Annotated in this window: 12 protein-coding genes and 2 pseudogenes; 5 read left to right on the plus strand and 9 right to left on the minus strand. The window is 44.1% G+C overall.

The features are described 5' to 3' along the window. Window positions 1-349: 349 nt before the first annotated feature. Entirely contained in the window at window positions 350-1,234 is an 885-nt protein-coding gene (gene lipA / locus ACE1AQ_RS10055) for a lipoyl synthase (RefSeq protein ID WP_008198884.1), read from the minus strand. 182 nt (window positions 1,235-1,416) lie between these two features. Between lipA and ACE1AQ_RS10060 the strand changes: the two genes are divergently transcribed. Then, window positions 1,417-3,156, plus strand: a complete 1,740-nt coding sequence (locus ACE1AQ_RS10060) for a mechanosensitive ion channel family protein (protein ID WP_110545076.1) — start codon at window positions 1,417-1,419, stop codon at window positions 3,154-3,156. A gap of 357 nt (window positions 3,157-3,513) precedes the next feature. Here the strand turns inward: ACE1AQ_RS10060 and grxD are convergent, their stop codons facing one another. Both grxD and dnaX read right to left on the minus strand, forming a co-directional pair. Beyond that, a complete protein-coding gene (grxD, locus tag ACE1AQ_RS10065) occupies window positions 3,514-3,837 on the minus strand; it encodes a Grx4 family monothiol glutaredoxin (protein ID WP_002780647.1) in 324 nt (107 codons plus the stop codon). Between the two features lie 87 nt (window positions 3,838-3,924). Further along, window positions 3,925-6,312, minus strand: a complete 2,388-nt coding sequence (dnaX, locus tag ACE1AQ_RS10070; RefSeq protein ID WP_008198879.1) for a DNA polymerase III subunit gamma/tau — start codon at window positions 6,310-6,312, stop codon at window positions 3,925-3,927. 242 nt (window positions 6,313-6,554) lie between these two features. Here dnaX and ACE1AQ_RS10075 point away from each other — a divergent pair, with 242 nt between their 5' ends. Further along, window positions 6,555-8,747, plus strand: coding sequence for a molybdopterin oxidoreductase family protein (locus tag ACE1AQ_RS10075; RefSeq protein WP_110545072.1), 2,193 nt, complete (start codon window positions 6,555-6,557; stop codon window positions 8,745-8,747). A gap of 354 nt (window positions 8,748-9,101) precedes the next feature. Here ACE1AQ_RS10075 and ACE1AQ_RS10080 read toward each other — a convergent pair whose 3' ends face one another. The 5 genes and pseudogenes from ACE1AQ_RS10080 to ACE1AQ_RS10100 form a co-directional block, all read right to left on the minus strand. Beyond that, window positions 9,102-9,308: a pentapeptide repeat-containing protein gene (locus ACE1AQ_RS10080; RefSeq protein WP_369751899.1), complete on the minus strand. Its 207-nt coding sequence runs from the start codon at window positions 9,306-9,308 to the stop codon at window positions 9,102-9,104. Then, window positions 9,227-12,148, minus strand: a pseudogene (locus ACE1AQ_RS10085) (pentapeptide repeat-containing protein); the annotation flags it as partial. The gene ACE1AQ_RS10080 and the pseudogene ACE1AQ_RS10085, both read right to left, overlap by 82 nt. A 243-nt stretch (window positions 12,149-12,391) precedes the next feature. Then, the gene (locus ACE1AQ_RS10090) at window positions 12,392-13,288 is read right to left on the minus strand and encodes a tRNA (5-methylaminomethyl-2-thiouridine)(34)-methyltransferase MnmD (RefSeq protein WP_008198870.1); all 897 of its coding nucleotides are present in this window, start codon (window positions 13,286-13,288) and stop codon (window positions 12,392-12,394) included. Further along, window positions 13,248-14,042 (minus strand): alpha/beta fold hydrolase, encoded by a 795-nt coding sequence (locus ACE1AQ_RS10095; protein WP_008198868.1) that lies wholly within the window; start codon window positions 14,040-14,042, stop codon window positions 13,248-13,250. Before ACE1AQ_RS10095 ends, ACE1AQ_RS10090 begins: the two co-directional genes overlap by 41 nt. A gap of 326 nt (window positions 14,043-14,368) precedes the next feature. Then, window positions 14,369-14,968, minus strand: coding sequence for a superoxide dismutase (locus ACE1AQ_RS10100; RefSeq protein ID WP_039899642.1), 600 nt, complete (start codon window positions 14,966-14,968; stop codon window positions 14,369-14,371). A 434-nt stretch (window positions 14,969-15,402) separates the two neighbouring features. Here ACE1AQ_RS10100 and psbH point away from each other — a divergent pair, with 434 nt between their 5' ends. From psbH to glgB, 3 genes are all read left to right on the plus strand, one after another. Continuing rightward, window positions 15,403-15,597, plus strand: a complete 195-nt coding sequence (gene psbH, locus ACE1AQ_RS10105) for a photosystem II reaction center phosphoprotein PsbH (RefSeq protein WP_002736544.1) — start codon at window positions 15,403-15,405, stop codon at window positions 15,595-15,597. Between the two features lie 104 nt (window positions 15,598-15,701). Continuing rightward, a complete protein-coding gene (locus ACE1AQ_RS10110; protein WP_002735474.1) occupies window positions 15,702-15,950 on the plus strand; it encodes a TatA/E family twin arginine-targeting protein translocase in 249 nt (82 codons plus the stop codon). 357 nt (window positions 15,951-16,307) lie between these two features. Further along, on the plus strand, window positions 16,308-18,587 hold the full coding sequence (glgB, locus tag ACE1AQ_RS10115; protein WP_110545074.1) for a 1,4-alpha-glucan branching enzyme: 2,280 nt from the start codon (window positions 16,308-16,310) through the stop codon (window positions 18,585-18,587). A gap of 292 nt (window positions 18,588-18,879) precedes the next feature. Here the strand turns inward: glgB and ACE1AQ_RS10120 are convergent. Further along, a pseudogene (locus ACE1AQ_RS10120) lies at window positions 18,880-19,072 on the minus strand (hypothetical protein). Between the last annotated feature and the right edge of the window lie 13 nt (window positions 19,073-19,085).

The raw sequence follows: 19,085 nt of genomic DNA on the forward strand, positions 1-19,085 counted from the left end.
GGGAAGTGGGAATTAGGAAGTGGGAATTAGGAAGGGTGCATCTAACATTTGCAAAAATACCGACAATCAGCAATTATCAGTGACTCTTAAATTATTACAGACGTATCAGCAGCTGCGTGTAAGCATCCCACCGAAAAACTAATGCGCGGGGGGTTTGGGGGCGGCGCCACGCCCCCAACGGGGGGTTTGGGGGGTAGAACCCCCCAAAGGCTTGGATTGAGTGATAAAATCGAAAGTAACGCCCAATTTTAGCCGAGAGTTTCTCCGTAAAAATCCCAACTTGGTAGATTTACAAAAATTAACTTAAAACTTACATCTGATAACTGATAACTGATAACTGATAACTGATTTACTCTCCGGCATGATAGGAACTGCGGACTAGAGGTCCAGATCTAACTTGGGAAAAACCCATTTTTTGGGCAATTTCTCCCAACTCGCTAAATTCTGCGGGAGTCCAATATTTCTGTACGAGCAAATGTTCCAGAGAAGGACGCATATATTGACCAATAGTAACTCGATCGCAGTCGATCGCCCGTAAATCTGCCAAAGTCTCGATAATTTCCTCTTTTGTCTCACCGTGACCGACCATTAAGCCAGATTTCGTCGCAATTGATTGATCGATTTCCTTAACATAACGCAAAACCGCCAAAGAGCGATCGTATTTAGCCCCGCGTCTAACCGGCTTTTGCAAACGGCGCACCGTCTCGATATTGTGATTGTAACAGGCGGGTTTTGCCCCCACCACCGTCGCCACCCGTTCCTGTTGACTTCCCTTGCCTCCGGCAAAATCTGGGGTTAACACTTCAATTAAAGTGTGGGGATTGAGTTCGCGAATGGCCGTCATCGTCCGCACAAACCAACTGGCTCCGCCGTCTTCGAGGTCATCTCTAGCTACAGAAGTCAAGACAACGTAACTTAAATTTAACAATTGCACCGCTTCCGCTACTTTTTGCGGTTCCTCCACATCGAGAGGCATGGGTGCATGACCCTTATCCACTTGACAAAAACCACAGGATCGGGTACAGGTGGGCCCCATCAACAAAAAAGTCGCCGTACCTTGGGCATAACATTCGCCGCGATTGGGACAGCGACCCTCCTCGCAGATAGTATGAATGTTCCTTTGTTTGATAATGCGCTGAACTGTGGAGATTTCGCTAGATTTGCCGAGCGAACGCCGTAACCAAGGAGGTAAAGAGGTGATTTCCTCGCGCCACTGTGGGGGTATATTGGACATGAGAAGTTAACTAATGTTGGGGTTTGGGGATTGCAGTTATCAGTTATCAGTGGGGAGAGGGGAGAAGGGAGAGAGACGACCGACTCCCCAAAACGAAAACTTTTGATCTCACCCTTAAGATAACTGTCATAAGCTGAGAAAGCGACTCAAGATCATTGTTAATCAAAAAGGAAACTTGGGCAATGGGACGACGGCAACGGGGAAAAATTTTCAATCTGGTCATTCAAGGATTGGCGAGTTGCCTGTTAATTAGTATATTTGTTCTTAATTCCCCGCCATCCCTAGGCCAAAATTTTCTGGTTCCATTTGTATCTCCCACGGGAACAAGGATTTTTGTAGCCGGGGATATAGAATATGCTTCCGTGCATTTAGATGGATTTGCCTTATTTCAGATTGCCTCCCAAGATTTTACCGCTTCTGAGTCCCGGGAACTCTCCCCGGTAGAAAGACGGGCTAGGCGCATTGAAAGAGGTTTAAATAATATTATCAATCGGGGTTTCGATCCGACAACCCTGCAAGTAAGTACGGCGACTCTGAATAATTTAACCGTGATTGTGGCCAAGGATAACCAGAATTTACCGCAACAGGTAATTCTGACAGTGACAGAAGTTGATGCCCTGATCGATTCTTCTTCTGTTGGCGATTTAGCGGACAGATGGGTTAAAATCATCCAAACAGCTTTGCTCCAAGCTTGGCAAGAACGTCAGCCCGCCCCTCGTCGGCAACAGGTAATGACTGCCACTATAATTATTTTGGGGCTAACTTTCTTAAGCTGGGTATCAATTTGGTGGCAGAAACACCTAAGAAATCGCTTTAATCTCCTCAAAAAACAAGCTAAAAGGCAATCCGATCAAAATTTACCCATAAATTCCCCCCCCAGAAAAGATCGCTCCCAAGAACCGATTTTAGCCTCTCTAGAAGATTCCTCTAATTTCCGTCAACAGGCCGATATTCAGCGACAACTAACGCTAAATATTCTCTGGAAAAGACTGGCTCTTATTGGACTGATACTGCTTTGGTTTGGCGGAATAGCGGCGATTTTGTATGTATTTCCTGAAACTAGGCTAGAAGGACGCGGAATAATTCGTATTCCTTTGCGGATTTTTATTATCTGGTTGCTGCTGACATCAGTGAGCAATATGGTTAATCTCTACGTTAATTTTCGGCTACGCGAGTGGGTAGAGGAAGGAGCGGTTTTTTCGGAAAATTTGGAAAGGAGGATTCTGCGCGCTCCCACTTTATTGGAGGTTTGGCGAGAAATTATCACATTTATCGCTATTTTTCTGGGAATTTTTGGTTTTTTAGCTTGGATGGGTCTTTCTTTCGCTTTTTTACTCACGGGAGCCGGTTTAGTGGGAGCATTGCTCACCTTTGCCTTTCAGGATCTTTTGAAAGATTGGATTAACGGTTTTCTGATTGTCTTTGAAGACCAATACACTGTCGGTGATATGGTCCAGTTTCAGGAGTTTACTGGTTTGGTGGAAAATATGAGTTTGCGAGCGACTCAATTGCGGGCTGCTGATGGACGTTTAATCACTATTGCCCATAACCAAATTATTAGCTCACACAACCTCAGTAAAGATTGGGCGCGGGTCGATTTTACCATCGAAGTCGCCTATCAGACCGAGCCAGATCTGGCGATCGCTTTAATGGCAGCCATCGCTGAAAATATGGCTGTAGATCCACAATGGCAAGAAGACATCATCAATCCTGTGCAGGTTGCTGGTGTTAGTCGGGTTTCTCACACGGGGATGGAAATTATGCTCAGAATTGTCGTCAAAAGATTACGACAATGGGACATAGAAAGAGAGTATCGTCGTCGTCTAAAAATTGCTTTTGAGGAGAAGGGAATTCACATCGGTATTCCCCAACAAAGTTTCCTGATAGCACAAGATAGAGAGGAATTCAAGGGACAGTTTTAAAGGGGAGTGATACTAAATCCTGTTTAAAAGGTATAGGAGAGTGGGGTGTAGGGTGTAGGGTGTGGGGAGAAGGGAGAAACAATTCATAACTTGAGAGTTAATCACACTATTAAAAACGGATTTGTTATCAGTTATCAGTTATCAGTTATCACTCCGCATCCTGTAGGGGCGAAGCATTCGGATAGAAAATCTACGGTTTCACCGATAGGTTATTGCCCGAATGCTTCGCCCGTACTTTTTGCCGCAAACCCTAAGTAGAAAATTGCCGTCTTTTCACTGATTACTGATTACTGATCACTGATTACTGTTTGGTAGGTTTAAACTAGGTTAGGATAGCTAACCTAACCTAGAAAATTTTTAGGAAGCTAAGGCTACCTCGACTATTTGTTGTAGTTCCCCATTTTGATAGAGTTCGATCATAATGTCGGAACCACCAATAAACTCACCGTTGATATAGACTTGGGGAATAGTTGGCCAATTGGAATACTCCTTAACTCCTTGTCTTAACTCCTGATCTTGCAGAATATCGACAGTTTCGTAGGAAACCCCCAGAATATTGAGAATTTGTATGACGTTATTCGAGAAACCACACTGAGGCATTAATTTATTGCCCTTCATGAACACAAGAACTTTGTTATTCTGGACTAATTGATCGATTCTGGCCTTAGTTTCGGGTGTCATAGGTCTAGTAGCTAGAATTTGAGCAAGAATAGCCAATCCTGAGACGTGGCATATCCTATTAGTTTAGCACAAGCCGTTGGGATAGCTTTAAAAAGGAAGGTCTTCGTCCTCCTCCAAACTGTCTAAAATTTCGTTAACATCAGGTCTCCCGCGCACGATAGTCATATTTTCCACAGACTTATTAACTTTAGTTTCTGCGGCCGAATTTTCCGGCAGTGAATAACCCATATTGACCACTTCACCATCAAAAGATTTCGCTAACTTTTGAGCGGCCGCCAAAATTTCGCTAACATCGACATCTTGATCTAATGTCTCCAAAGATGAATCAAAATTTAATATTTTTTGAGGCAGTTCTGTGCTAGGAGTTTTTGGGGTTCCCGATGCAGTGATCTTTGCTTCTTTGACCGGGGGAATATCCACCACGGTCATAACTTTATTTTCGGGAGTTATTGGTGGGTTTGGTGCGGTTTCCAGTGGTGGTTGCATCTTGGCTGCTGGGGATTGGGAAACCTCCGCAGCCGTGGCAGCAGTGGCGGAACCTACCTGTAAATGAACTTTAATCCGGCGCTGAAAAACTGCCTCGAAAGCTGACTCAATATTAGTCAAGCGCAGCCGGGCCATTTTTAATAATTGTTCCGAAGATATACTTAAATAAGCGCTCGATTCTTCCATATTAAAAAGACTGCCGTGCTGACGTAGGAGAGTGCGAGTAGTGGGGGGTTCCATTACTTCTAAAACCTGCTGCCAAATTTGTTCATGATTGTCATCACTGGCAACAGTTTTAACCTCAGTTTTCGGCACTTCGACCCTAGTTGTCGGGGGGATAACTGGCGGTTTTATCGGTTCATTAACCGGCGCCGGCGCTGTGATCACTTCTGGGGGCCTCTCGACGCTGGTTTGGGGACGGGAAGGCGCTGCCGTGGCAACTAGAGGAATCACCTGTGCTTGCGGTAACAGTCCCAAGAGAGTGACTTCTAACCAGAGACGGGGTTGAGTGGTGTTTTTTAGTTGCGTTTCGCTGTCTTTAAGCAGTTGTTGACCGCGGAGAATTTCCTCTAAAGACCAAGTACGCGCTTCCGTACACAGTTCCTGCCAAGTGGGAGCGGTCACAGCCACCATTTCTGGACGATTAGGGGCAGTTTTGGCTAAAAGTAGGTTTAAATAGAATCCCGCTAGATTTTGCAAGACGATTAAAGGTTCTTTCCCGCGATTCATCAGATGGCGACATTGTTCGATAACTTGATCGGGAATATTGCTATGAATGACTTTAAGTAGGGTTAAGAGGTCTCTTTCGGGGACTGCACCGACTAAATCCCAGACTCGCTCGGCCGTAATCGTTCCTGCGAGTAAACTTAATTGATCGAGGAGACTTTCCGCATCGCGTAAACCACCGTTAGCGATCTGAGCCACTAGGGTTAATGCTTCTAGGTTAATATCGATCGCTTCTATTTGGGCGATTTTTTGCAGGTGTGCCACCATCGCATCGAGGGGAATACGGCGATAATCAAAGCGTTGACAACGGGAGATGATGGTAGGCAAGACACGCTGAGGATCCGTGGTAGCAAGCACAAAAATCACTCGATCTGGCGGTTCTTCCAGAGTTTTCAGCAAAGCATTAAAGGCCGCCGTACTGAGCATATGGCAGTTATGAACTAATAACCCATTGGCAACAAAATTATGATTGTCCTCCACTTCTAGGTCATAGACGCTTTCTGTGTCACCTTCTTGAATCCCTATCACTTCCTCGAAATTTGTAAGCCATTGAGGGGATTTTATGATACTAGGCGTGTATTGCACCGCAGCCACATTCACAGGTGATAGGATCTGAGCGCCGATTTTGAGATTTTTTGCTTGTATCCATGCTTTTTCTGTTCTAATCAAATGATTACCAGTGCAATTAATCGTCCGATTTCTGGTTTGAATGGTTAAAGTTGCTTTTACGCCTCGGTTTAGCCATCGCAGGACTTTTTTATATTCCCACTCTCCGCTGCTCTCGTTGTAACTGAGAACTCGTTTTCCGAGAATCTCAGGATGATTAATGGGGATTAATCCCGTTTCGGTGAAAACAAGGCTATCCCCAGTCAGGCATTCATCGATGACATAGACTTTATAACGACATTGGACGGGGGCAAATTGCGATCGCTCGATAATTTCCCGAATGTTATCCACACCGGTATTACTCGCGGCATCAATTTCGATCACGTCTAGGGCCGAACCATTGGCGATCGCTTGACAGACGGAACACTTACCGCAGGGAATCGGTGTCGGATGGTCACTAGACAGACAGTTGAGGGATTTGGCTAAAATTCGCGCCGAGGAGGTTTTCCCCGTGCCTCTGGGTCCAGTAAATAGGTATGCAGGAGCGATTCGCTCACTGATTAAGGCATTACTCAAGGTCGTGGCGATCGCTGATTGTCCCACCAAATCGGCAAAGGTTTGGGGACGATACTTATGATGTAGAGGTTCGTAGGTCATGACTGGCTGAAAACTTTTTCCGCACCCTAGAGACTACTATTATCCTATCCCGATTCTTTTTCAACACGAGAACAAGTGTATGCTTTTGATCTAGCCAGTTTTAATGCGCGATTTGCATCACAAGAATGGCAATTTAGCTAAGGCTTCTAATAAATTGTATTAATAACTACAATTTGGCCGAGAAAATCTGCCGACTATCTTAGTATGCCTAAAGACAGCGCCACTAATCAGACCAACCGCTTATGACTGAATCTACAAAAACCCAATGTCCTTACTGTGGAGTAGGTTGTGGTTTGACAGTCACCCCCCCCGCGTCGGCCGGACAAGCATGGAAAGTCTTCGGGGACAAGTCCCACCCCTCCAGTCAAGGTATGGTCTGTGTTAAAGGGGCCACAGTAGCGGAATCAATCGATAAAAATCGCCTCAAAACCCCGATGATCCGCGATTCTCTCCAAGAGCAATTTCGTCCTTGTACTTGGGAAGAGGCCCTCGATCGCATCGTTAACCGCATCCAAACTCTAATCGCTCAGGGGGAAAAGGAAAGTATCTGTTTATACGGTTCGGGACAATTTCACACCGAAGATTACTACATCGCCCAAAAACTGGTCAAGGGCTGTCTGGGAGTCAATAACTTTGATGCTAATTCCCGTCTCTGTATGTCTTCGGCCGTGGCCGCTTACCTTAATAGTTTCGGGTCTGACGGTCCCCCCTGCTGTTACGATGACCTAGAATTAACCGATTGTGCCTTTCTGGTGGGGACAAATACGGCCGAATGTCACCCCATCATCTTTAACCGTCTGCACAAGTATCTCAAAGGTAACAAAGAAGCGAAATTAATCGTCGTCGATCCCCGCAGCACCAAAACCGCCGAGGCCGCTACTCTCCACCTCGCCATTAACCCGGGGACCGATATTGACCTATTTAACGGTATTGCTTACCTGTTACTGAATTGGGGGGCGATTGATCGCCATTTTATCGATCAATGCACCAGGGATTTCCACAAATACACCGAAATTATCCGCCATTATCCCCCGGAAATAGTCGCCCCTAAATGCGGTATCCCCATCGAGGATTTAGAACAGGCTGCCCGCTACTGGGCCGAATCGAAAAGAGTGCTTTCCCTCTGGTCGATGGGTATCAATCAATCTAGGGAAGGCACGGCCAAAGCCCGCACTTTAATCAATTTACACCTAATGACGGCTAATATCGGTAAACCGGGGGCCGGTCCTTTTTCCCTAACCGGACAACCCAACGCCATGGGAGGAAGGGAAGCCGGCGGCCTCTGCCATCTTCTCCCCGGTTATCGTTCCGTCAAAAATCCCCAACACCGGGCCGAAGTGGAACAAGCTTGGGGTTTACCCGCCGGTCGGATTTCTCCGGTCCCCGGTCGCGATGCTTGGAGTATGATTACCGGTTTGGAGACGGGAGAGGTGAAATTACTTTGGATTGCTGCCACTAATCCGGCTGTTAGTATGCCTGATCTAAAACGCACCCAGGCAGCCCTGTTAAAATCACCTTTTACTGTCCATCAGGATGCCTACTATCCGACGGAAACCAGCGCCTATGCCCATTTATTACTGCCAGCAGCCCAATGGGGCGAAAAAACGGGAACAATGACCAATTCTGAGCGTATGGTGACGTTAAATAAGGCTTTTCGCCCTCCCGTCGGTCAAGCTCAGGCCGATTGGCAAATTTTTGCCGAAGTTGGTCGCCGTTTGGGTTTTCAGGCACAATTTAATTTTAAGGATTCGGCCGAGGTACATTCCGAGTTTATCCGGTTGACATATAAACGTCCTTGTGATATGACGGCGATTAATTATGAGCGCCTGGCCGAGACTCCCCGACCGTGGCCCGATTCCATCGATGAAATTTCCGCCCCTAAAACCGCTAATTCTGGGGAATTACTAGGGAATTTAGTTAAAGATGACGATAAAAGCGAAAAAACAGCCGCAAAACGCCTTTATACCGATGGTAAATTTAACACTGCCGATGGTCGTGCTGTTTTCGCCGCTTACCACAGTAAAGGTTTAGCGGAACCCCCGGACGATGATTATCCCCTAGTTTTGACCGTGGGGCGTTTGTACGGTCACTGGCACACCCAAACCCGCACCGGCCGCATCGAGAAAATTGTCAAAATGCACCCCGCACCTTTTCTGGAAATTCATCCCCAAGATGCGGCAAAATTGGGCATAGAAGCTGGGGAATGGGTGGAGGTGCGTTCCCGTCGCGGTTCTGCCCGTTTTCCCGCTTTAATTACCAAAGCAATTGCTCCTAATTGTGTCTTTGTGCCGATGCACTGGGGGGCTTTATGGGCAGAAAATGCTGAGGCTAATAGTCTCACCCATCCGGCTGCTTGTCCGATTTCCCTACAACCAGAATTAAAAGCTTGTGCTGTCAAATTAATCCCGTTGAAGTCTTTAGTTAGGGTTTGCTGAAAAAGTTTTTCCTGGGGACAGGGTGTGGCCCCCCCAACCCCCCCGACATCGGGGGGGCAGGTAGGGTGTAGGGTGAGGGTTTTACCCATTTTCAGGGGGTCAATTACCTAATTTTCAGGGCAAAAGTGCCTAAATTTCCCCCCCCGATCACCCCAATGTCTGGCACTTTTTGATGGGAAAAAAGTCTAAAAGTCTTACCCAACAAGGTTTTTAGATTTATTGAGCAAACCCTAACTAGGTTATTGGGGACAATCGGCAATTTTACCCTTAGTTTCTTTGAGTTCCTCTCCAACAGCTTGACACAATTCAGGACTAAATTGAGCGTCTTTGAGACTTTTAACAGTTTCCAGTTGTTCAACTGTTAATCCGATCACTTCTTGTAGCTTTGCACCGGTTAAATCTGCACCGGTTAAATCGGCATCTTTTAAAATTGCACTGGTTAAATTGGCATCTTTTAAAATTGCATCTTGTAATTGTGTGCCTATTAAATGCGCTCTTGGCAATTCTGCCTTTTCTAAAACAGCACCTTGTAAATCTAAGCCATCTAAAACCTGATCGGATAAGTCAGCTTCAGACAAATCTGACTTAGGTTCAATTTTATAAGCTCGCTTAAATAAGCTTTGATATTTTAGATCCACCGTGTTAATTGTTCTCTGATCGTAAATGGCTTTATCTAATTTCGCTCCCTCCAAACTAACACCTCTTAAATTAACTCCAATTAAATTAGCTTTTTCTAGGATAGTATTTTTCAATCCTTTCTGACTAATCTTGGTTAAATCTACACAGGATAAGTTGACTTTAGTTAAATCTCGATCGGACAAGTCGATGCCGATTAAGTCGATTTTTCTGGTTAAATTATTAGCTGAACAATCCTTAAGATTCTTTGGTAAATCAATTAATCCTTGATAACTGTTCGATGTCGGCAACCAACTTATGGTTTCTATTTTTTGGTTCGATAGATTTTTAACAATTAGATAAGATTGCCGCTGTCGAGTAATAAAATAAACTACTTTTGAAAATTCTTCATACATTTTGGCAACTTGATTAAAGTTACTGTTGGGTCTATCAAAATCTAACTTGGTTTCTTCATTAATTAATGCTCCCTTAAAATTAGTTCTGCTATCAACTTTAACCTTGATTAAATTTGCTCCTCTTAAGTCAGCATTTGCTAAGTTAGCACCGCTTAAATCCGCTTCCGTAAGATCGGCAGCTCTCAAGTCGGCCTGTTCTAGGTTAGCCTGTCTTAAATCCGCTTGTTTTAGGTTAGCTTCTCTGAGATTTGCCCTGATTAAGTTAGCATTAATTAACAATACATTTTTTAAATCTGCTGATTCTAAAATTGCCTTAATTAAAACTGCATCCTCTAGATTTGTTTTAGCATCTAGATAGCTTTTTAAACGAGCATTTCTAAGATTAGCTCCGATCAGGTAAGCTTTTTTTAAATCAGCACCACTTAAGTTAGCACCTTCAAGGATGGCAAAGTTCAGGAAAGACTGACTAAGATTACTACGGGATAAATCGGCTTTTACCAGTGTAGCAGAACTTAAATTAGCTCCCCCTAAATCAGCACTAATCAGGTTGACTTTCTCCAATTTAGCACCCCTAAGGTTGACTTCTCGTAAAGCAGTTTTTTCCAAATCTCGATTAGATAAATCTATTGCCACTAAATCACCTGGATTGTTGGGATTTTTATTTTCAATATAATAAGCTTTAGCAGCTATTAATTTTTGACGATCACCATTATCTAGTTTCGTTTCTTTATCATAAAGAACACCCTTTAATTTAGCCTTATCTAATATGGCCCCCTCTAAATTCGCTCCTCTTAAATCAGCATCCTCCAGATTTGCACCTGTTAAATCCACTCCTCTTAAATCAGCTTTTCGGAGATCTGCGCGTGTTAGATCGGCATCTTTTAAGTCCTTCTGTGCTGGCTGCAAGTCTCTTTTTAGGCGATTAAAAAGGCTAATTTTGTAAAACTTTGTCGAATTTGAAAAGATACTTTGATCGAGTTTAGTACGATCATCATAGATCGCATGATCAATCTTAACACCTGTCAAGACAGCACCGGTAAAATCAGCCCCTCGGATATCTGCATGAGTTAAATCAGCGTCCCTCAAATCAGCATTAATTAACCTGGTATTTATGAGATTAGCGTGACCTAGATTCGCTTTTTGTAAATAGGTGTTGCTCAGATCTACTTCCTCTAAATCTGCTTGGTTTAATTGCAGAGAATTACATTCATCTTTAATATCTTTTTCACGATCACAGATTAAATGGGTGTCTTCTTGTGATTTAAACCAATCAAAAGTTTGAGTATTAAAGTTATATATTGTCCCTTCAACACGTGCATCTTTTAAAGAAGTATTCAGGAGATTAGTATTTCTCAAATCTGCATTAGATAAATTAGCTCCCTCTAGATTAGCATTGGTGATATTTGCTCCATTTAAAATGGCATTGGACAGGTTAACATCCTGTAAATTTGTCCCTCTTAAATCGGCTCCTGTTAAGTCAGCTTTTCTGAGACTCGCTCCAGTTAAATCGGCCCCGTCTAGATAGGCATTCTTTAGGTTTGCTCCGTCAAGATTGGCATTCTGTAATTGTGCCTTGGATAGATCATTATTTGGCATATCGACTCCAGGTAAATTAGCTGATTTGAGATTTACCCCCACCAATTTGACACAATCCTCTTGCAGGCCAACTTTTGTTAATAGCCAAGTGAATATATTTTCTGGCATTTTACAACCACTACTGAGAGACTCCAAGGCATCAATTCTTCCGTTACTAGCAGGATCTTCTTTTGCTGAACGGAGAACAGTCCAAGCATCATTATTCTCTTGCGCTCGTCGTTTATCCGTTTCCCACCAATAGGTGATTACACCAGCAAAAATGCCTAAAGCGGTAACAATTGAAGCTATTTTGAGGATCAGCTCAAAATCAGTCCAATCAAATCGGTATTCATTTAATAAATTTTTGCATTCTTCCGGGGATAAGCCACTATCTTCTGATAGCTTTTGTAAGTAGATGGCTTCTTGAATAGGGTTTTTCGCTTTTTGCTTAATTTCTTTTATTCTCTTTCTAATTTCTTCTTCCGATAAAATCTTGGTTTGTTTTAGTAAGTTCTTATATTCATCTAAAGAAAAACCCAAAAAATTAGACTCTGACAGTTCTTTTAAAAGCCTTAACTTTTCAATATTATCTCTTTCATTGTTAATTCGGTCTAATTTTTCATGAATCTTTTCCCATATAAGCCGATTAAAATATTTTTCGATCTTGTCAAAACTTTCTTGCTCCTCTCTGGCTATACGATGTAGAGCCAGACTTTGCTGCGGTTCTGGCAAGGGGATAATTCTTTCCAGTTTACCTTTAATTTTTTGATATTTTGGGTCGTTCTTATTACTCATTTTCCTGTCCTCCGGTTAATACTAGATCGGCAAACTGATCGTTAAGAAGAGTCGCTCTTGATCGCCTTAAGGCTGAATTGGTTTAACAAAAAAATCTATCTGGCCGGGGAACCTTTTTTATGCAGATAACGTCCTGCTCAAACCCATGCTATCTAACTGGCCCAAAAAAAACAAGCCGATCAGCAGAATGCTTAATTTTTCTTCAACAAAAGCCCCAATTCTCAGGCATTTAACTACATATTCTCATTCCGAGATTGCGATCGAACTAACCGATCTTTGCCAACGTTTTTTCCAGTGGCTAGTCGGTTCTAAGTCACAGAGAGCCTGTTCGCTGCGACGACGTTGTATGATAACTTCGGCTGGGTCGGTTAAAGTCGCGTCTCGATAGGGAATAGCGGCTTTAGTTTGCAGATGTTCCCGTTCCTGTGCCGATAGAGATGGGGGTAAGGACAAAAAACTGGCTATTGTCCCCGGCGATCGCCGACCGACGCTATCGGTGGCCCCAATCTGCAATCCTGCTAATTGTAAAGCCCTTCGCACCGAGGCAGCACAGGAATAGGTGACTAAATAACCCGTCGGACTCAGGCATTTGGCCACTAAAGCCAAAAACTCCACCGTCCACAGTTGCGGACATTTACCCGGGGAAAAGGGGTCGAGAAAAATTGCCTCTGCTTGAAAACCCGCGTCAATCACCCTGGTTATCGTCTGTCGCGCATCCCCGATTAACAGTTTAGCCGTGAGATTAGGCAGGTCTAGCCGGTGATTATGGGCAAAATCATTTAAATATTGGGGAATTGGTTGACTCCAACTATTTAAGAGATTTTCTCTAATAGCCGCTAGGGGAACCACTCGATCGCTTTCTAAAGCTAATAATTCTACCCGACAATCCCCCCTAACTTGCCAAATGGCTGCCAAGGCAGCGGCGGCATTATACCCTAAGCCGTAACAAATGTCAAGAATTTTTAGATTATTGCTCTGGTCTGCTTTTGCTGCCAGACGACTAGAGAGGATAAATTTTTTCTCGGCTTCTTCCCTTGCCCCGGAGGTAGAATGATAACATTCGCCGAATTCGGTCGAAAAAAAGGTATAAGAACCATCCTCAGTGACTTTTTGCGGGTAGGCTTCGGGGGAGACAAGCATGGTGATGGAGAATGTCTTTGAGGTGAATATCGGTTTCCAGCAGGCAAGCGTGACCACTATTGGGTAGAATCGTCAATTTTGCGGCGGGTAACTGCTGAATTAGGCGTTTAGCCTCCGCTACCGATGGTAACAGTCGATCGCCTTGACTGGCTATCACTAACACCTCCAATTGCAGAGCTTTTAACTCGCTGGCACTAACCTGAAACCGTTGTAACTGGGATAAACGCCAGCTAATCGTCTTCGGTGGGACGTATTGCATGGCTTTGAGGAGAGAGCGGCGATCTTCCCTAGACATTCGACCCAGAGCGGCCAGAAAGGGTAAAATAGTTAGGGCCGAGCTGCTGTGGATGAAATCGGGCATCATCTGGGTGATACCGATTCCCAAGCTTAAAAGAGGTCTTTGATTAAAAGAAGAAGCGGGGTTAATTAAAATCAGTTTTTTAATTAATTTTGGTGATTTTATCGCTATTTTCAAGGCTAAACAGCCGCCAAAAGACTCACCGCAGAGATAGACTTTTCTCGATTGTTGCTTTAATTCCTGGGCCAATAAAGCGATCACGAGGGTGCTTAATTCCTCCCAATCACCGAGATATTGCGGGGAAATGGCCAAACAACGCAGATCGAAGTAAGGGGCTAGGTTTTTAATCTGACGATGGTAGAGTTGGCCGCTGCCATCCATTCCGGGTAAAAATACAAACAGGGGATAATCGGGACGGGGATGACGGGGAATAATCCAACTGACAGGTTGTTCCATTGTGCAACAAGCGCGATCGATGTTAAAAAAGTTTTTTCTGGTTATCTATATTTAAGGATAATTAATATTAGAGAGATTTGCCAATTTTAAGAGTAGTATTAACCCCCAACCTATGGATGGTTTCTCCCTGCTCCCCAACCCCTGATAACTGATAAGCTAAGACGCATTTTCACCGACTATCCTGAGATTAGCTGCATCTGCTTCGCTCCCTTTACTGTTGCAAGAGTGCAAGAGTGCCTCATCTCAACAAGCAATTTAAATGCGCGGGCAGCCTAACTGATAACTGATAACTGATAACTGATAACTGAATTAACTGAGCCAAATTTTTAGGCCGCCGCTAAATTAGCAGCCACGAAATCCCAATTAACCAACTTAGTTAAAAAGTCGCTGATGTAATCGGGACGACGATTTTGGTAGTCGAGATAATAAGCGTGTTCCCACACATCCATAGTTAAGAGGGGAACCTGTCCGGCGGTTAAAGGATTGTCAGCGTTGCCGGTTTTGGTAACTTTGAGAGTACCCTTATCGAGAACTAACCAAGCCCAACCGCTACCGAATTGAGTAGCACCCGCAGTTTTGAAAGCTTCGACAAATTTCTCGAAACTGCCGAAATCTGCGTTAATTTTAGCGGCTAAAGCACCAGTAGGCGCACCGCCACCACCCGGTTTCATGCAGTTCCAATAAAAACTATGGTTCCATGATTGGGCGGCATTGTTGAAAACCCCAGCTTTAGAGGCATCACCGGCCACCTTAACGATAACTTCTTCTAAAGAGAGAGCATCGAGTTCCGTATCTTTGACCAAACCGTTATAGTTATTGACATAAGCGGCGTGGTGCTTGTCGTGGTGGAATTCTAGGGTACTTTTGGTGATGCAAGGCTCTAAGGCAGTGTAATCGTAGGGTAAAGCGGGAAGTGTGTAAGCCATCTGTTGTTCTTGATATCCTCTCTTGAGAGCTTGTTTAAGGTAGTCTTGATAAAACTTTACATCCTCGATCATAGCACCGAAGGAGACTTGATTGAGTGATCACTGATCAGCTTTTTTCTCCCCCATCACCTCAACCCCAACCCCTGACTGATAACTGATTACTGATTACTGATAACTGAAAAATCCTCCCATCGACCGTCTGCTAAATCCTGAGAAGATCACCAAACAATGTTAGAATAATTCCCGTACTGTAGGCGCTTGCAGATTCTTGTGGGCGTGGCAGGGCAGGCGAAAAACGATTCCGTTCGGAATTAGACCAAAAAAGCTCCACTGGCAACAGCAGTAGATTTTATCTCACTGGGTTGATCGGTTGGCAGTTCGTCAAATTACGGATCAATACAAAATTATCATTTACAGATCTTTCTTGGTAACTTATGGCACAGCGTACACGCTTAGGTGAAATCCTTCGTCCCCTCAACTCAGAATATGGTAAAGTTTCTCCCGGTTGGGGAACTACCTTGCTGATGGGAGTGTTTATGGCTCTGTTTTTAGTCTTTTTGCTGATTATTTTACAGATCTACAACTCCTCCCTAATTTTAGAAGGATTTAATGTAGATTGGGGTCAGTAAGCAGATTCCAACAATCTTGTCGGCATTTTTGGCGGCACAATTGTCCCGTGGACTTTGGCAGGTGGGTTATTGCCCACCGCGAGCTTTTTATTAGGAGCAAAAACATGAATATTTTTGGGATTGGATTGCCAGAAATGGGGTTAATTCTCTTGATTGCCCTGCTAGTTTTCGGACCAAAAAAATTACCAGAAATCGGTCGCAGTTTAGGCAAAACGATTCGAGGATTTCAAGAAGCATCAAAGGAATTTGAAAGTGAATTTAAGCGAGAAGCCCAGCAGATTGAAGACTCGGTAAAAATCAAAGCTGAATTAGAAGAAAGTCAATCTACTAGGGATCAAACTCGTTCCAGTTAAGAACCGTGTAGAGATGTAGTGTAGGTCAAATTCGAGGCTATCCGCTAGATTAACATCGAGAATGACCAGATCGAGATTAAATTGGCAGTTTTACCATAGACCTCTTGTAAAAATCAAAAATTGTTGTTAGGGTCAGGAGCCGGTCGTCAGGAGTCGGTCGTCAGGAGATTATTGTATTTATTCTTCCCACTTCCCCACACCCCACACCCCACACCCTACACCCTACCCCCACGAAAAACTTTTTCAGCAGACCCTAAGTAGGCAGAATATATCATTAGTTTGAGAATTCCCAGAAGGCAAGGAAAAAATGACTATTTCCTTGCTATAAGTATTGTAGATGTCAAGAGTGTTAACTGAATGTCTATAGTGGTATCCCCCGAACAAGTCCATCAAATCGTCAACAACCTCCATCACGATCCCTTTGAGGTTTTGGGGGCCCATCCCCTAGAAGAAGAAGGAAAAGTAAATAAATGGGTTGTCAGAGCCTATTTACCGAAAACCACGGCCGCTTGGGTTATTTTACCGTCCCAAAGACAAGAATATCCCATGACGACCGCTTATCATCCCCATTTTTTCGAGTGCGTCATCGATATCGGTGAACTGAACAATTATCAATTACGCATTCACGAGGGAGAACAGGAACGGGTCATCTATGATTCCTATGCCTTCCGTTCTGCCAAACTCAGCGATTTTGATTTACACCTGTTTGGGGAGGGCAACCATCACCGCATTTATGAAAAATTAGGGGCGCATTTAGCTGAAATCGAGGGTATTAAAGGGGTTTATTTCGCCGTTTGGGCTCCTAATGCCCGCAACGTCTCGATTATTGGTGATTTCAATAGCTGGGATGGTCGGGATCACCAAATGCGGAAACGTAATAATATGGTCTGGGAATTGTTTATCCCGGAAATCGGTGTTGGCACTAAATATAAATACGAGATCAAAAATTGGGAAGGTCATATTTACGAAAAATCTGATCCCTACGGTTTTGCCCAAGAAGTACGCCCGAAAACCGCCTCGATCGTGGCCAATTTAGATAGCTATACTTGGGATGATAGCGATTGGATGGAAAAACGCCGCCATAGCGATCCTTTAACTCAACCGGTTTCCGTTTACGAATTACACCTCGGTTCTTGGCTGCACACTTCCAGTGCCGAACCCCCCCGTTTACTTTCCGGGGAAGGAGAAGCGGTTCCCGTGTCGGAATGGAACACTGGGGCGCGCTTTTTGAGTTACTACGAGTTAGCCGAAAAACTGATTCCCTACGTTAAAGAATTGGGTTACACCCATATCGAATTATTGCCGATCGCCGAGCATCCTTTTGATGGTTCTTGGGGTTATCAAGTGACGGGTTATTTTGCCCCCACCAGTCGCTACGGCAATCCTGAAGATTTCATGTATTTTATCGATCAATGTCACCAAAATGGCCTTGGTGTGCTAGTGGATTGGGTTCCGGGTCACTTCCCCAAAGATGGTCACGGGTTAGCTTTCTTTGACGGGACTCATCTTTATGAACACAGTGACCCGCGCAAGGGGGAACACAAGGAATGGGGAACCTTAATTTTTAACTACGGTCGCAATGAAGTCAGAAATTTCCTGGTGGCTAATGCCCTATTTTGGTTCGATAAGTACCATATTGACGGTATTCGCGTGGATGCGGTGGCTTCTATGCTCTATCTCGATTATTGTCGTAAAGATGGGGAATGGGTGGCTAACGAGTACGGTGGCCGGGAAAATTTAGAGGCCGCCGAATTCCTGCGTCAAGTCAATCATGTAATTTTTAGCTATTTCCCCGGAATTCTCTCTATTGCCGAAGAATCCACCGCTTGGCCGATGGTGTCCTGGCCCACCTATATGGGCGGTTTAGGCTTTAATTTGAAGTGGAATATGGGCTGGATGCACGATATGCTCGATTATTTCGGCATGGATCCCTGGTTCCGTCAATTCCATCAAAATAATGTCACTTTTAGTATGTGGTATAACCACAGCGAGAATTATATGCTGGCTTTGTCCCACGATGAAGTGGTTCACGGCAAAAGTAATATGATTGGCAAAATGCCGGGGGATGAGTGGCAAAAATTTGCCAATGTCCGGGCCCTATTTAGTTATATGTTTACCCACCCCGGCAAGAAAACCATGTTTATGAGCATGGAATTTGGCCAGTGGAGTGAGTGGAATGTTTGGGGTGATTTGGAGTGGGGTCTTTTGCAGTATCAACCCCATCAACAGCTAAAACGATTTTTCTCGGATTTGAACGCCACCTATAAGAGTGAACCTGCTCTATATACCCAGGATTTTGGTCAAGATGGCTTTGAGTGGATCGACTGTAGTGATAATAGTCATAGCGTCGTTTCTTTCCTGCGCTGGAGCAAAAATTGGCAGGAGTTTCTGGTGGTGGTCTGTAATTTTACTCCCCAACCCCACAGCCATTATCGCGTTGGTGTACCCCATCCCGGTTTTTATCAGGAAATCTTTAACAGCGATGCGGGTAAATATGGCGGTAGTAATATGGGCAACCTCGGGGGTAAATGGTCGGAGGAATGGTCCTATCATAGCCGCCCCCACTCGATCGATCTCTGTTTACCACCTTTAGGGGTTTTAGTTCTCAAAATCGGTCCTCATGCTTCTGGGGAATAGGTAAGCTTTTTTCAGTGTTGCCAAAGGCACGGCGTAGCCGTCCAGTAAACAGTAAACAGTGAACTGAAAACTAACATCTGATAACTGATAACTGATAACTGATAACTGACTAACCCCTAACAAAAAAATTTAGAGGCCATCTTGCGGAAAGTGGCCTCTTTTTTGGCTGAATTTTCCAGAAACTATTAAGTTGTTAGATTAGCGAGCAGTGTTTGCACCCATTCTTGAGCGAGTTCTTCCACGTTGCCATTACTGTCGAGATGGCTAAGAATATATTTTTGTCGTTGGTGAGCTAATTCAGCGAGACTACCGATATGAACAAAACTTTCTGGTAAACGATCATTCTCAAAGGAATATGGCTCTCCCAGCTTTGGTGGGTAAAATGTATTCTAAGATACATTTCTCAAGAGCGAGGGGGTGGAACGAACCACAAAGACACAAAGGACACAAAGATCGATCGATCCTATGTCAATTAAACTTATCACACAGAACCTAGAA

Source organism: Microcystis sp. BLCC-F209 (genome assembly GCF_041928595.1).
Lineage (GTDB): Bacteria > Cyanobacteriota > Cyanobacteriia > Cyanobacteriales > Microcystaceae > Microcystis.